Below are 14986 nucleotides of genomic sequence, written 5' to 3'. Positions count from 1 at the left end.
GGCTCCACAATTCGACAGGAAGGTGAGCGAGGACTATGGCTGATGCCGCCCAGTGGATTTCTGGAGCTCGACTGCGAACTCTGCCCCTGGCTCTCGCACCCGTCCTCATCGGAACCGGCGCCGCGATCGGATCGCTCGGCGGATTCACCGCCTTCATCCTCGACGACATCTCGGGCAAGGACGACCACGTCAGCTTCGGACAGATCCTGCTGCGCGGATTCCTCGCTCTCCTCGTCTCCCTGTGCCTGCAGATCGGCTCGAACTACGCCAACGACTACTCCGACGGCATCCGCGGCACCGATGACGAACGTGTCGGACCAGTCCGTCTCACCGCGACCGGACTGGCCGAACCTCACGAGGTCAAACGGGCCGCCTTCATCTTCTTCGGCCTGGCCGGAGTCGCGGGCATCGTGCTCATCCTCATTTCACAGGCCTGGTGGTTCCTCGTCGTAGGAGCCGCAGCCGTCGCCGCCGCCTGGTTCTATACCGGGGGCAAACGACCATATGGCTATATGGGCCTCGGCGAGGTCTTCGTGTTCGTGTTCTTCGGGCTCGTGGCGACCTTGGGCACGATGTGGATGCAGGTCGGTCATCTCAGCCTCAGCGGCTGGGCCGGTGCCGTGGCAATCGGGTCTCTGGCCTCGGCTGTGCTGATGGTCAACAACCTCCGCGATATCCCGACAGACATCGAGGCAGACAAGATCACCCTGGCCGTGAGGATGGGCGACAATGCCGCACGCATCGCCTATGCGGTGCTCGTGCTGCTGCCATTCGCGCTGCTGGCGCTGGCGATCCTCGACGGACATCCCGCCGTGGCCTTGGCGATCCTTGCCCTCGTCCCAGCACTCAACCCACTCAAGACGGTGCTCAGCGGCACAACGGGCCCTGGCCTGATTCCGCCGATCAAATCCACTGGATTGACCGGTTTGGCCTTCTCCGCACTGATGGGTCTCGGCCTGGCACTCTGAGGCATTTCAGTGCTGACGCCTGGCGTTCCAAGGCTCAGCCGCCTGGCGTTCCAAGGATCAGCGCGCTGAAAGGCCCCAGCTCATTCGGATCTGAGCCGGCTCAGCCGAGCCGCAGCTCATTCGGCTGAGCCACAAGTTCATTTGGACTGGTCGCCGTCTTCTCCAAGGCGCTCCTCGACGATCTCGTCTTCTGCCGCTTCATCGGCGCCGACGCGCTTGGGCTTGGAGGCTCGCTTGGCGACCTTCGCTTCGATCTCGGTCGCTGCTTGGGCGCGCATCTTGCCGAGCAAGAGGTAGCTCAGCAGCGCGCCGATGATGATGGCGGCGATCGCCATGACGAGATTGAAGCCGAGGAACGGGAACAGAACGAGGCCGGCGGCGATGATGAGGCCGAAGCGAGCGAGTGTGTAGAGCCAGAAGGTGCGCATTGAACTCATTTTAGCCTCCGATCGTGACAGTCTTGTCACCGCCCGCTGGAGGCCGCGCTCAGGTTGGTGGACTATCCTTGTTGCATGGCTCGACTACTCATTGCCGCGATCGTCCTGGCGGCAGCGGTGACACTGTACGGACTCTTCGATTGCCTGTTGCGCGATCGGGGTCTGATTCGAGTCCTGCCCAAACCCGTATGGGCACTCATCATCCTCTTCATCCCCGTCCTCGGGTTCATCCTCTGGTATCTGTTCGGACGCGGTTCGGAAGACAAGCCCACCCGCGGCACCCGCCCTCGCGGTCAGGTCGCCCCGGATGATGATCCGGACTATCTGCGACAGGTCGATCGCGAACTCAAGCTCGGCAAGCATGCGCCTCCGGCTCAGGACAACGACGAGAAGGAATCTCCGCGCGATGATTCTGGCAAGCCGGAAGATGACGGCGATCCCGCTGATTCCTCCGCTGATACGTCAGCCGATTCTGATGACCGGGGCACCAAGGGCGACGGCCGCGGCCGCTCGAACTGAGCACATCCTCGGCGCACTTTCGCCTCATCGGTGCGAGACCATCTTCGCGTTCTGACGTCTCCGGCGAGCTCGACCATCCTCGCGTGCTGACGCCTCTGCCGTGCGAGATCATCCTCGTGTGAAGACGTCTCCGCGGTAAGAGGCCCCTCGACTGCCAGCTGCTGCCGTGAAGCAGACAAGTCTTCGCGGACAAGCAGCTTCCCGCTCTCACCCCCTGCCGCAGCCGCGCCGCACTGCCGCTGTTCGACAACGGCATCGATATCGCAGGCGCGTTGCCATGCTGCGATTCAACTAATAGTCATTGCTTTCTCTGAAATACACACTGAGGAACGTCGTGATTTCAGAGCAGCCCGAGCCGAAACGGTCGTCCGCCGCCAGATCACGGCATCGAATCAGCACGCAAACGGCCCAGTCTGAGGCGGAGAGCCCTGTTTCAAACATGGGCTGTTCGCCTCAGACTGGGCCGTCAGCAGAATTCGGCTACGTCAGAGCGGCCTTGAGAGCGACCCCGCGCCTCAGTCGAGCCCGGAGTACGAGTGCAGGCCGTTGAAGTACATGTTCACGACGGTGAAGTTGAAGATCACCGAGGCGATGCCGATGAGGTTGAGCACAGCCACCTTCGTCGGGCCCCAACCGCGGGTCGCACGAGCGTGCAGGTACGCGGCGTAGATGACCCAGACGACGAACGTCCAGATCTCCTTCGAATCCCAGCCCCAGTAACGGCTCCAGGCCACCTCGGCCCAGATGGCACCGGCAATGAGTGTGAACGTCCAGGTGATGAAGCCGACTGCCGCGATCCGGTAGGAGATCCGCTCGAGGTCAGTGCTCGAGGGCAGACGGTGCAGGAACCGCAGCCACTTCGGATCCTTGGTCTCGTGCACACTCTTCAGAATCTGGAAGACTGCCAATATCGCAGAGATGTAGAGAAGTGAGGTCGAGAGGATCGCGATCGGCACGTGGATGGCGATCCAGTACGAATCCAGCGCCGGGATGAGCTTCGCGGCAGGCGTGTAGAAGACGGTGATCGCCAGTCCCAGGCACAGCAGCACTCCCCCGGAGACGAACGTTCCCAGATAGCGCACGTCCTTCTTCGTCAGCACGACGAGGAAGACGATGACGGTGATCGCGGTGGCGGTGAGGACGTACTCCATCATGTTGCCCCACGGCACGCGGGAGACAGACAGGGCACGAGTGAGCACGCCGCCGACGTGCAGCAGCATGGCGAGCACGAGCAGCGAGGTGCCGATGCGGGCGCCCCGGTGCTTGTTCTTCCGGGACGACTTCACCGTCGCGGAGTCGTCGTCACCGGGCCGGTCGAGGACGGCAGTCGTCGCCGTCTTCCGGTTCGTCCGCCGCACCGTGGTGGCCTTGGCCGAGGTGGCGACCTCGGCTTCGGAGGTCTTGAGCTCACGCGCGCCGAAGAGATCGAAGGCGTAGAAGATCATGGCGACGGCGTAGACGATCATCGCCGAGATGATCAGCTGGTTCGACCACATTGCGAGGTCAGTGTTGACGTCCATTCATCCTCCGCACCGCTGAAGTGCTCTTCAGTCGCAGGTTGCTGCTGCCAGACTCTCTGTCTGACCATATGTCGGTGCGCGCGCTGCCGACTCCGTGACGAAGCCACCGGCGACGCGCACTCCGCGGCTATTCTACTCCGCGTAGTACTTCGGGTTCATCTTTCGTCGTCGTCACCGTGCTCACCCTCATCGGGTTCCGGATCGCGCAGGTCCTTGACCAGGTCATCGACGGCACGCTCGACCATCGGATCCTCACCGCGGGCCAGGGCGGCCACCTCGGCGTCGCCGTTCTTGATCCGCACCCATACGCGTCGGCGGGGAACGAACAGGGACAGGCCGAGCCCAGCCAGGACGAGGATCGCGCTGATGAGCATGAGCGCCTGTGTCGGGTCCTGGGAGATGTCGACGGCGATGTACTTCTTGACTCCGTCGAAGGTCACCGAACCGCCGTTCGGCAGCTTCTGCGTCTCCCCCTCGGCGAGCTGGATGACGAGCGGGTTGCCCGACTCGTCGGTCATCTCCGTCATGTTCTCTGCGTCGAGGGAGTACACGGACTGCGGGACTCCGGAATCGAGGCCGAGGTCGCCGGTGTACCCGCTCATCACGAGGTAGGGGTTGCGCAGCTCGGCGAAGCTCGAGATCAGCTCACCGTCCTCATTCTGCGCGGCCGTCGGCAGGAACACCCCGACGAAGCCCATCTGCGTGCCGGCCGAGTCCGGGACCTTGATGACGCCCTCGGACGTGTAACCGGGGTCCCCTCCGTCCGGGATGAACACCTGCGGACCGGACTGGACGATATCGCCCTTCGCATCACGTACGGTCACCTCGGGGGCGTAGCCGTTGCCGGTGAGATAAACGCCGACGCCGCCCACGCGCACCGGTTCGTTGACCTTGAGGACGTGCGATTCGGTCGTCCCGTCCGCCGTCGTCGTCACCTTCGCATCGAAGGTGCGCGGCTGACCGAACTGGTTGCCCGCCGCCTGATCGTCGAAGGTGGAGGTGAAGGAGTCGAGCTTGAGCCGGAAATCCGGCAGGTTGTCGGCATCGTAGTAGGAGCCGGGTTCGAAGGAATCGTAGGAGACCAGCGAATTCGAGAACGTCTCGCCCTCGACGAGGATGCGCTGACCTTCGTAGCCGAACAGCGATCCGATCGCCATCGTCAGGGTTGCCATGAGCAGCGCGATGTGGAAGACGAGGTTGCCGGTCTCGCGGAGATAGCCGCGTTCGGCGGCGATGTGATCGGACTGGCGGTTGATGCGGTACCCGGACTTCTTCAGCCGGGCCTCCGCTGCGTCGAGGAACGCCTCATCCGCATCCTCACGGGTCTCTGCTTCTGCCTGCGCCGAGGTGAAGGCGGCGTATCCGGGCATCCGGGACAGCCGCCTCGGTGCTTTGGGCGGGGACGAGCGCATCGCCTTCCAGTGCTGCTTCGTCCGCGGGATGATGCAGCCGATGAGGGAGATCATCAGCAGCAGGTAGATCGCGGAGAACCACACCGAGGAGTAGACGTCGAACATCTGGATGGTGTCGAGGAACTGTCCCCAGGCACCGTTGTTCTCCAGGAAGGTGTTCACCCGGCCCGGGTCCTGGATCCGCTGCGGCAGCAGAGATCCGGGAATCGAGGCGAGGGCGAGGATGAGCAGGAGGATCAGTGCCACCCGCATCGTCGTCAGCTGGGTCCAGGCCCACCGGCACATGCCGATGAACCCGAGCTGCGGCTGCGTCACGGTCGACTTCGCGGCAGGCTTGTCTCCCTGCTTCGCCGTCGTCTTCGCACCCGATTTCGGCTGTGTCTTCTCCGAGCCTTCGGTTGAGCCCGCCACTAGATCACCACTTCGAATCCATTGATGAGACCTTGCAGAGAGGTCATCCACATGTTCCATACGCCGCTGGCCATGAGCACACCGAGGATGATGAGCATGATGCCCCCGGCCCGCACGATCGCGGTCTGATGCTTCCGCACCCAAACGAGTCGCCCCGCGCCCTTGTGGATCGCCAGCGCCAGGAGGATGAACGGGATGCCCAGGCCCAGACAGTAGACGAAGGCCAACAGCGCTCCGCGCCAGATCATCCCGTCACCGCCGAAGCTCACAGACATGCTCAGCACCGCCGACAGGGTCGGTCCCACACAGGGTGCCCATCCGAGGGCGAAGGTCGCTCCGAGCACCGGTGCACCCCAGAGTCCGGCCTTCGGTCTGGCACGGATGCGACGTTCGTTCTGCAGCAGACCGAATCCGCCCATGAACACGAACCCGGCAAGGATGACGATGACGCCGAGGACGCGCAGGATGACCGACTGCCATTGGGAGAACAGCGCTCCCAGCGCGGAGAAGCTGGTCCCCAGCAGCACGAAGACGACGGTGAAGCCGAGGACGAACAGACTGATGCCCACGACCACTCGCCACGTCTGCTTGTCCCTCAGCGATGATCCGGACAGCCCGGTGACGTACCCGACATAGCCGGGAACCAGGGGCAGCACGCACGGGGAGGCGAACGAGACGAGTCCGGCCAGGGCCGCTGCGCCGGCAGCCAGCAGCAGCGGGCCGGAGAGGACGGTCTGGGCGAAGTCCGCCCCGAGTCCACTCACTCGGCCAGCACGTCCTCGATGAGTCCCTTGAGAGTCGAGGCATCGATCTCACCGACGACTCTGGCCGCGGCCCGGCCCTTCGCGTCGAGGACCACCGTCGAAGGGGTGGCCTGCGGGGGCAGGACTCCGGAGAGCAGAGACACCATCTCACCGTTCGAATCGAGCATGTTCGGGTACGGCACCTGGTAGTTCTGGATGAACGCGTTGGCCGCAGCCTCTTGGTCGCGGACGTTGACGCCGATGAACTGGGCCTTGTCCCCGAATTCCTCGGACACGGACTTCAAGTCGGGGGCTTCCTTCCGGCACGGCGGGCATGCCGCGTACCAGAGGTTGACGACGACCGGGGTGGGACGCAGATCGGCCAGAGACATCGACTTCCCGTCGAGGGTCTCGAAGCTCAGATCGAGGGGTTCGCCGCGGTCCTCGGCCGCCACCTGCGAGACGACTCCCGAGCCGGAGACGTACCCCTGGTCGGATCCGGCCTGATCGGCCAGCTCATCGTTCTCGCTGCAGGCGCTGAGCGCCAGGGCCGTTCCGGCGGCGAGTGCCGAGGTGAAGAGGGCCCGACGGTTGAGGGAACGGCGTCCGAAACTCATGCTCCCGCCACCGCGGTGCCCGGCTGCAGATCCGCACAGATGCTCTCATAACTCACGGACACCAGTGTGGAGGAATCGAATGTGAAACTGGTGATAGAAGCCAGGTCACATTCGCGTCTGCGCGGGTCGTGGACGAGCGAACGTCCCTCCCCCGACAGGCGCGTCATCCAGATCGGCAGCTGGTGGGAGACGATGACTCCTTCGGCGTCCGGACCGTGGAGGTCGAGCTTGGCTCTCAGACTGGCCATTGCGGCCCGCATGCGCAGCACGATCTGCTTGTACGGCTCTCCCCAGGACGGGGTGAGCGGGTTGTAGAGGCGCACCAGGTTCTTCGGCTCGGCCAGCCGACGAGCGTCCAGCTTCTGTCCCTCGAAGGAATTCGCCGCCTCGATGACCCGGTCGTCGTCGAACACCGGCAGGTCGAGGGACTTCGACAGGGGACGAATCGTCTGCTGTGCCCGCAGCAGCGGGGAGGCGACGAGTTCGACCGGACGAGTGGGTGCGGTGTGGAAGTGCTCGGCCACGCGCACGGCCATCTCGTGTCCGCGCTCGGTGAGACCGAAATGCGGCAGACGCCCGTAGAGGATGCCGTCGGGGTTGTCGACTTCGCCATGGCGGACGAGGTGGATGGTGGTCATGACTGCGCCTTCCCGGCCTCCGGAACCGCGGCCGCTGCCTTGGCCGCCGCCGGCAGGGCGCTGATGATCCGGTCGAGGATCTCATCGGTGTGGGCGTAGGACAGGAACCAGGCTTCGAACGCGCTCGGGGGCATATGGATGCCCTGATCGAGCATGGCGTTGAAGAAGGCGGTGTAGCGGTCGACGTTCTGAGCCCGTGCCTGGTCGTAGTTCGTCACGTCGGTGTCGGTGAAGAACACGGAGAACATCGAGTTCGCCGACTGGATGACGTGGGCGACGCCTTCGGCTTCCAGGCTCGCAGCGACGGCCGGGCGCAGAATGTCCGCGGCGCGACCGATGTGCGAGTACACGTCGAGTTCGGTCGTCAGCTTGAGCGTGGCCAGACCGGCAGCGGTGGCCACCGGATTGCCCGAGAGCGTTCCGGCCTGGTAGACGGGGCCTGACGGGGCGAGGTGGGCCATGATCTCGGCGCGACCGCCGAAGGCCGCTGCCGGGAAGCCGCCGCCCATGACCTTGCCGAAGGTGAACAGGTCGGCCGGGCCCTCTGGGTAGCCGAGAGTCTCGGATTCATAGCCGTACCAGCCGGCGGCGGAGACGCGGAAACCGGTCATCACTTCGTCGCTGATCATCAGCGCACCGTGGGCCTTGGTCAGCCGGCGGATGGTGTTCGTGAAACCGTCGCGGGGAGGCACGACGCCCATATTGCCGGGGCTGGCCTCGGTGATGACGCAGGCGATGTCCTCACCCTGTTCGGCGAATACGGCTTCGAGACCGGCGGCGTCGTTGTAGTCAACGACGATTGTGTCCTGTGCCTGGGCTCCGGTGACTCCGGGTGTGTCGGGCAGAGAGAACGTGGCCAGTCCGGAGCCGGCCTGGGCCAGCAGCGAGTCGACGTGACCGTGGTAGCAGCCGGCGAACTTCACGACCTTCGACCGTCCCGTGTAACCGCGGGCCAGACGGATCGCCGACATCGTCGCCTCGGTGCCCGAGGACACGAGGCGCACCTGGTCGACGGGATCGACGCGGCGCACGATCTCCTCGGCGAGTTCGACCTCACCGGTCGACGGGGTGCCGAAGGAGAATCCCTTGACGGCGGCTTCCTGGACGGCGGCGACGACCTCGGGGCGGGAGTGGCCCATGATCATCGGACCCCAGGATCCGATGAGGTCGATGTAGTCGTTGCCGTCGGCGTCGCGCAGCCACGCACCGGTCGCCTCGGTGATGAAACGGGGGGTTCCGCCGACGGCCTTGAACGCGCGGACCGGGGAGTTCACTCCGCCGGGGATGACCGCCTCGGCGCGGGTGAAGAGGGCGGCGGACCGATCGGTGATGTGACCGTTCGTCTCTGCTGTCGTCATGGTTCTCCTCTGATTCTTCGCGGGTCGGGTTTCGTCCCGGGATCGTTCTCAGTGATGTGTGGGGACGGCTCAGGAGCCGTCGATGTCGCTCATATGGTCGAAGACTTTGGTGAAGATCCGCCCCAGGGTCTCCATCTCCTCGGGGTCGAGGAGATCGACGAGGTGGCTGCGGACTCCGGCGACATGGTCGGGGGCCGCGGCTCGCAGCAGCTGCCATCCGGCCTCGGTCATCACGCAGTTGACCCCTCGGCCGTCCTCGGGGATGGCGGAGCGCTCGAGCAGTCCGCGCTTCTCCATTCGGGCGACGCTGTGGGTCAGTCGTGATCGGGACATCGTCGTATCGGTGGCCAGCAGCGCCATCCGCATCGTCCGGTCGTCGTGTTCGGACAGACGCACGAGGATCTCGTATTCGGGCAGACCGATGCCGTGCTTCTCACGCAGTTCCTTGTCCAGCTGTGTGCTGAGCAGCTGAGAGCCGTTGAGGTAGCTGCGCCAGGCCCTCTGGTCGATTGCCGACAGCCAGCGAGGCTCGGTCATCACCGGCCTCCGTCGGCGCTGCGCTTGGTCAGATGGCCTGCGGCCTCGGACTGGAGGCGCTGGGCGACCTCGGTTGCCCAGTAGGTGAGGATCGCATCGGAACCGGCACGTTTGAAGGCGATGAGGGACTCCTCGATCGCCTTCTCCCGGTCGATGGCTCCGGCGGCGGCCGCGAATTCGATCATCGCGTATTCTCCGGATACCTGGTAGGTCCATACGGGCACGATGGATTCCTGGGCCACCTCGGCGAGCACGTCGAGATACGGCAGACCCGGCTTGACCATGACGATGTCGGCGCCTTCGGCCAGGTCGAGGCCGAGTTCGCGCAGCGCCTCGCGACCGTTCGCGGGATCCTGCTGGTAGGTCTTGCGGTCGCCCTTGAGCTCGGAGTCGACGGCTTCGCGGAAGGGACCGTAGAAGGCGGAGGCATACTTCGCGGTGTAGCCCATGACGACGGTGTCGGTGAATCCGGCGGCGTCGAGGGCTTCCCGGCAGTAAGCGACCTGGCCGTCCATCATGCCTGACAGCCCGAGCACCTCGGCCCCGGCGCGAGCTTGGGCCAGCGCCATCGAGGCGTAGCGGTCGAGGGTGGCGTCGTTGTCGACCGCACCGGCCTCGTCGAGGACTCCGCAGTGGCCGTGGGAGGTGTATTCGTCGAGGCACAGGTCCGCCATGATCACGGTGTCATCGCCGAATTCGCCGGCCAGCAGCGACAGCGCCCGGTTGAGGATGCCGTCGGGGTCATCGGCCTGTGAGCCGATCTCATCCTTGTGTTCGGGGATGCCGAAGAGCATGAGTCCGCCGACTCCGGCCGCCACCGCTTCTCGGGCTGCCTCGAGCAGTGAGTCCATCGTGTGCTGGACGACTCCGGGCATTCCGCCCAGCGGCAGAGGTTCGCTCAGGCCCTCCTTGACGAACATCGGAAGGATGAGCTCGGTCGGGTGGAGTCGCACCTCGGAGACGAGGCGACGCAGTGCCGGGGTCGACCGCAGCCGACGGGGACGGACGGTTCCGGGAACCAATGACATGTCAGGCCTTCCTTCTGCGGCGCTTCTGGCTCGGACGCTGCGGGGAGATCCCGGCTTCCAAGTCATCGGCGCGCTGGGTGAGTGCGAATTCGACGAGACCGTCGATGAGAGAGGTGAGGTTGGCTTCCTCGGCAAGGACGTCGACGCGCAGTCCGTGTTCGGCTGCAGTGTTCGCCGTTGCCGGGCCGATGCAGCAGATCACCGAGGTGGGGGCGGGTTTGCCGGCGATGCCGACGAGGTTGCGCACCGTCGATGAGGAGGTGAAGAGGAAGGCGTCGAAGTCTCCGGCCTTGATCGACTCGCGGATCGGAGCCGGCGGCGGAGAGGCGCGCACGGTGCGGTAGGCGGTGACGTCGTCGGGGTCCCACCCCTTCTCCAGCAGTCCGGCCACAAGCACCTCGGTGGCGATATCGGCACGAGGCAGGAGGACCGTGTTCATCGGGTCGATGTCATCGACGAAGTCCGGCCAGGCCGCGGCCAGCCCGCGTGCGGAGTGCTCCCCGTCGGGGACGAGGTCGGGGGTGATCCCCCAGTCGACCAGCGCTGCCGCGGTGCGCCCGCCCACGGCGGCGACCTTGACGCCGGCCATCGAACGGGAATCGAGTCCGAAGTCTTCGAACCACATGCGCACGGCACGCACGGCGTTCACCGAGGTGAAGCCGACCCATTCGTAGGATCCGTCGACGAGGCCGCGGATCGCCTTCTCCATCTGGGTCGGGGTGCGCGGCGGCTGCACGGCGATGGTCGGCACCACAGTGCCGACGGCGCCGAGCTCGGCCAGGGCTTCGGCGGTGGAGGTGCCCTGTTCCTTCGTCCGCGGGATGAGCACCTGCCAGCCGAAGAGCGGTTTGGATTCGAACCAGCTGAGCTCTCCTCTGGATTCCACTCCCTGCCCCATGATCACCACCATACGATCCGAACCTGTCTGCGCCATGGACAGCGCCTGCTGCAAAGTCGTCTCCACGCTCGTCTGCTCGATGGTGGAGATCCCCCACCCGAGGAGGACCTTCGTGTCCTCGTCCCAGCCGTCGGCGAGCAGGGCTTCGATGGCCTGTTCGTGGGCGGCTGCGCTGCCGGTGAGCACGTGGGTCGTGTTCCGGTGGCGGGAGACGTCGACATGGGTCTGCGGTCCAGCTTCGATGAAACGCACCGACCGGACGCGGTTGGTCGTCAGAGCCGTTCCGGTGTAGGCAGCCGTCGAGGCGGAGAGTCCCACTCCGGGCACGATTTCGACCTCGACCTGTTCCTTGCGGCAGACTCCGGCTTCCGCTGTCGTCGTGGTGAAGATGATTCCGTCGTCCGAGCTCAGCCGCACCACGGTCTTGTCCGGGCGGGCGAGTTCGGCCATGCGGCGACCTCGGGTCGAGGCGGCGACTCCGAGGTCGGCGGCATCGATGAGCGTTGCGGCCTGCGGCACATAGGCGGTGACGATTTCCGAGTGCACATCGGCGTCATAGACGACGGTTTCGGCGGTGGCGAGGATCTCGGCGCCGCGCATCGTCATCAGACCCGATTCGCCGGGCCCGCTGCCGATGAAGACGACGCGCGGAGCAGCCGGCAGGAGTCGGCGCGGCTGCACCTGGCCCGTTGTCGGTTCGCTGTTCATCCCTGCTCCTGAGCCTTGACGGGGGTGAGGTGTTCGGCGCTGGCGGCCGGGTCGATGCCGAGCCGTCCCAGCAGATCCTCGGCCGCCGCGGTGCCGAGTTCGTCGGCGATACGGGCGAGTTCTTTCGCGGTCACCGACAGCTGCTGCTCGCCGGTGCTGCTCCAGTCGACGTCGAGCAGGGCGGGCAGCTCGGTGCTCTGACGCGTGCGGGCGAGCTTGCCGTCATCATCGGCCATCACGGCGTCGACGATGAACTCGGTGCCCTCGATCTTCGCCAGCGCGCCGATCGGAGCCGAACAGCCGGCTTCGGCACGGGAGAGGATCGCGCGCTCGCAGGTCACGGCGAGGTCGGTCGTCTGGTCGTGGATCCGGCGCAGAGCCGCCCGCACCTCGGCGTCGCTGTCGAGGATGTCCGCAGTGGTGGCGAAGGCGCTGTCGGCGCTGCGAGTCTCGACCGCCAAGGCTCCCTGGCCCGGGGCCGGGAGCATGACATCGAAGTTGAGCGAATCGGTGGCCTCGGCCAGCCGCCCGATGCGACGCACTCCGGCGGCGGCGAGGACGACTGCATCGAGGCGCCCGTCGCGGACATGGGCGATTCGGGTGTCGACGTTTCCGCGCACTCCGCGGACCTCGATATCGGGACGTGCGGCACGAAGCTGAACGGCACGTCGCGGCGAACCGGTGCCGATGACGGACCCGGAGGGCAGGTCGTTCAGGCTCAGTCCGTCGCGGCCGATGAGGACGTCGGCCGGGTCGACGCGCGGTGGGATGGCTGCCATCTGGATTCCCACCTCGGGGGTGGTGGGCAGGTCCTTGAGCGAGTGCACGGCCAGATCGATCTTGCCCTGGTGGAGGGCCTGTCGGACGGCGGAGACGAAGACTCCGGTGCCGCCGAAACCGGCCAGGGGCGACATATTGACATCGCCCTCGGTGACGACCTCGACGATCTCGACGCGCCAGCCGGTCAGAGCCGCGATCTGGTGGGCGATCGCCGTGGACTGGGACCGAGCCAGCTGTGACCGACGGGTGCCCAGACGCACGGTGCGGCCGGTGAAGTGTTCGGGTTCGACGATGTTGAGGGTGTGATCGGCGACTGGGCGGATGCCGTCGGCCTCGACATGATGCGCGCTGGCGGCCTTCGCGACCTTCGTCTCCGGAGCGGTCTTGGCGTGGGCGACTTTGTTGACCGGCAGGTCGAAGAGCTGCATGAGAGCCTGGGCGTAGTCGACCTCGGATTCGGTCACCGCGAGTTCCTTGACCTTCACGGTCGGGGTGTGGATGAGCTTCTCCGCCACCCGGTGCAGGGATTTGCGGATCTCTGCGAACGCCTTCTCGTCGACGGAGTCGCCGAGCTTCTTCTCCAGGCGCTGTGTCTCGGAGGCGAGCACATCTTTGGCATGGGAGCGCAGAGCGGTCACGGTCGGAGCGACCGAGCGCTCCTTGTTGCCGGTGGCGATGTTCTCCAGCTCAGCGGCGATGATGGCGCGGACTTCGTCGATGGTGCCGGCGACCTTCGCATCGCTTTCCTTATCGGAGCCGCGCAGCAGTTCGCGGATCTCGCCGAGGCCGAAGAGGGCGACATGTTCGAACTCGCGGACGCTGGGGTCGATGTCGTGCGGCAGGGCGAGGTCGATGAACGCCTTGTTCGCCGCGCCCTTGGGGTTCTGCGAGAGTCCGGCGACGATGTCGTCGCGGCTGACGACGACTCCGCGGGCACCGGTGCAGGAGACGATGAGGTCGGCGTCGGCGATCTCCTCGGCCATGATGCGCGGGGTGAGTTCGCGGGCACGTCCGCCCACCTCGGCGACGAGGCGTTCGGCCTTGTCGAGCGTCCGGTTGAGCACGGTGATGTGGGCGACGCCTTCCTTGTGCAGCCCGGACACAACGAGCCCCGACATGGCTCCGGCGCCGATGACGAGTGCATTCGCTGCACGCAGGGACCCGATGTGCGCGGCCGATGCCTCGATGCCTGCACCGAACAGGGACCGTGCGACGTCTCCGAGGTCGGTCTCCGAATGGGCGCGCTTGCCCACACGCAGCGCCTGCTGCAGCGCCTGGGAGAGTTCGGAGGTCAGTGCCTTGTCCGACTGCGATTCCGTGAACGCCGTCCGGAGCTGACCGAGGATCTGGGCTTCGCCGATGGCCATGGAGTCGAGTCCACAGGCGACCTTGAGCAGGTGCTCCATGGCCTGGTGGTCGTAGTGGGCGTAGAAGTGCCCGGCGATATCTGACCATTCTTTGTCGATCGACGACACGAGCGCGTTGCCGAGGTCGGCCAGTCCCCCGTGGAAGGCGGAGACGTCGGCGATGAGTTCGAGGCGATTGCACGTCGAGAGCACGGCGAGTCCCTCGATGTTCTCTCCGGCCAGGGCGTCCCGTCGCAGAGTGCCGACCTCACCGGCGCCGAAGGCCATTCGATCGAGCATGTCGATCGGAGCCGACTGATGTGAAATGCCGAGAACCAAGAGAGTCAATTCCTGTGCTCCTCAAAACCAGGGTTGAGCGGTGCCGTGTCCAGCGCCGAATAGTATGCGAGTACTTGCAGCTCACTGGCCAAGTCGACTTGATGGACACGCACGGTATCCGGTGCGTCGAGCACGGTGGGTGAGAAGTTGAGAATGCCGCGCACACCTGCTTCGACGGCCTTCTGGGCCGCCGCGGGTGCCGCGGCTGCGGGGACGGCCATGACCACCAGGTCGATGTGTTCGGACCAGGCGGGAAGGTCGTCCAGGGAAGAGACGGTCAGGGCACCGATGGAGGTGCCGATCTTCTCCTCGTCGATGTCGAAGACGGCGGTCAGACGCAGGCCGCGCCGACGGAATCCGGCGTAGTCGGCCAGTGCCGAGCCGAGACGTCCGGCGCCGATGATGGCGACGCGGCGGTCGCGGTCGAGGCCGAGGAAAGTCCGCAGCGTCGCGGCCAGCTCCGGACAGGAGTAGCCGACACCACGGGTTCCCGATCGTCCCAGCTGGGACAGGTCTTTGCGCAGAATCGACGGGGACACACCGCTGCGGGCGGCAAGGTCCTCCGACGAAACTGTGTCCTGGCCGGTGGCGGCAATCGTCTCGACGGTCTGCAGATAGATCGGGAGTCGGGATATCACGCGCTCGGGTACGTCCTTGCGAACGACACCCTCAATCCTGTTGGCGGACAGAATCTCGCCCACGAATCCGCCTCACTCCTTCAATCGAT

14 protein-coding genes are annotated in these 14986 nt (G+C 65.6%); 2 read left to right on the top strand and 12 right to left on the bottom strand.

From position 1 onward, the window contains the following. Positions 1-35 precede the first annotated feature (35 nt). Positions 36-968: a 1,4-dihydroxy-2-naphthoate polyprenyltransferase gene (locus AC239G_RS05570; RefSeq protein WP_062861278.1), complete on the top strand. Its 933-nt coding sequence runs from the start codon at positions 36-38 to the stop codon at positions 966-968. Positions 969-1105: 137 nt separating this feature from the next. On the opposite strand, the gene AC239G_RS05565 is transcribed toward AC239G_RS05570, so the two are convergent. Next, positions 1106-1396 (bottom strand): DUF4229 domain-containing protein, encoded by a 291-nt coding sequence (locus AC239G_RS05565; RefSeq protein WP_101546796.1) that lies wholly within the window; start codon positions 1394-1396, stop codon positions 1106-1108. An 84-nt stretch (positions 1397-1480) separates the two neighbouring features. Between AC239G_RS05565 and AC239G_RS05560 the strand changes: the two genes are divergently transcribed. After that, positions 1481-1924 carry a PLD nuclease N-terminal domain-containing protein gene (locus AC239G_RS05560; protein WP_139468603.1) on the top strand — a complete coding sequence of 148 codons (444 nt, stop codon included), beginning with the start codon at positions 1481-1483 and terminating at the stop codon, positions 1922-1924. A 515-nt stretch (positions 1925-2439) separates the two neighbouring features. On the opposite strand, the gene ccsB is transcribed toward AC239G_RS05560, so the two are convergent. From ccsB to AC239G_RS05505, 11 genes are all read right to left on the bottom strand, one after another. Next, the gene (gene ccsB / locus AC239G_RS05555) at positions 2440-3444 is read right to left on the bottom strand and encodes a c-type cytochrome biogenesis protein CcsB (RefSeq protein ID WP_434594348.1); all 1005 of its coding nucleotides are present in this window, start codon (positions 3442-3444) and stop codon (positions 2440-2442) included. A gap of 155 nt (positions 3445-3599) precedes the next feature. Next, the gene (resB, locus tag AC239G_RS05550; protein ID WP_229664134.1) at positions 3600-5267 is read right to left on the bottom strand and encodes a cytochrome c biogenesis protein ResB; all 1668 of its coding nucleotides are present in this window, start codon (positions 5265-5267) and stop codon (positions 3600-3602) included. Then, positions 5267-6031, bottom strand: coding sequence for a cytochrome c biogenesis CcdA family protein (locus tag AC239G_RS05545; RefSeq protein WP_139468605.1), 765 nt, complete (start codon positions 6029-6031; stop codon positions 5267-5269). Before AC239G_RS05545 ends, resB begins: the two co-directional genes overlap by 1 nt. Next, a complete protein-coding gene (locus AC239G_RS05540; protein WP_139468606.1) occupies positions 6028-6627 on the bottom strand; it encodes a TlpA family protein disulfide reductase in 600 nt (199 codons plus the stop codon). Before AC239G_RS05540 ends, AC239G_RS05545 begins: the two co-directional genes overlap by 4 nt. Next, on the bottom strand, positions 6624-7265 hold the full coding sequence (locus tag AC239G_RS05535) for a histidine phosphatase family protein (protein WP_139468607.1): 642 nt from the start codon (positions 7263-7265) through the stop codon (positions 6624-6626). The genes AC239G_RS05540 and AC239G_RS05535 overlap by 4 nt, the downstream gene beginning before the upstream one ends. Next, on the bottom strand, positions 7262-8623 hold the full coding sequence (gene hemL / locus AC239G_RS05530) for a glutamate-1-semialdehyde 2,1-aminomutase (RefSeq protein WP_139468608.1): 1362 nt from the start codon (positions 8621-8623) through the stop codon (positions 7262-7264). The genes AC239G_RS05535 and hemL overlap by 4 nt, the downstream gene beginning before the upstream one ends. Before the next feature lie 69 nt (positions 8624-8692). Continuing rightward, the gene (locus AC239G_RS05525) at positions 8693-9160 is read right to left on the bottom strand and encodes a MarR family winged helix-turn-helix transcriptional regulator (protein ID WP_139468609.1); all 468 of its coding nucleotides are present in this window, start codon (positions 9158-9160) and stop codon (positions 8693-8695) included. Continuing rightward, positions 9160-10188 (bottom strand): porphobilinogen synthase, encoded by a 1029-nt coding sequence (hemB, locus tag AC239G_RS05520; protein ID WP_139468610.1) that lies wholly within the window; start codon positions 10186-10188, stop codon positions 9160-9162. Before hemB ends, AC239G_RS05525 begins: the two co-directional genes overlap by 1 nt. Before the next feature lies 1 nt (position 10189). Next, positions 10190-11794, bottom strand: coding sequence for a bifunctional uroporphyrinogen-III C-methyltransferase/uroporphyrinogen-III synthase (locus AC239G_RS05515; protein ID WP_487489944.1), 1605 nt, complete (start codon positions 11792-11794; stop codon positions 10190-10192). After that, positions 11791-14268: a glutamyl-tRNA reductase gene (gene hemA / locus AC239G_RS05510; protein ID WP_487489943.1), complete on the bottom strand. Its 2478-nt coding sequence runs from the start codon at positions 14266-14268 to the stop codon at positions 11791-11793. The genes AC239G_RS05515 and hemA overlap by 4 nt, the downstream gene beginning before the upstream one ends. Next, a complete protein-coding gene (locus AC239G_RS05505) occupies positions 14265-14960 on the bottom strand; it encodes a redox-sensing transcriptional repressor Rex (RefSeq protein ID WP_039206526.1) in 696 nt (231 codons plus the stop codon). The genes hemA and AC239G_RS05505 overlap by 4 nt, the downstream gene beginning before the upstream one ends. Positions 14961-14986 lie beyond the last annotated feature (26 nt).

The sequence above is a fragment of the Brevibacterium sp. Lmc1 genome, from assembly GCF_057654315.1.
This window is presented reverse-complemented; position numbering and strand designations above follow the sequence as displayed.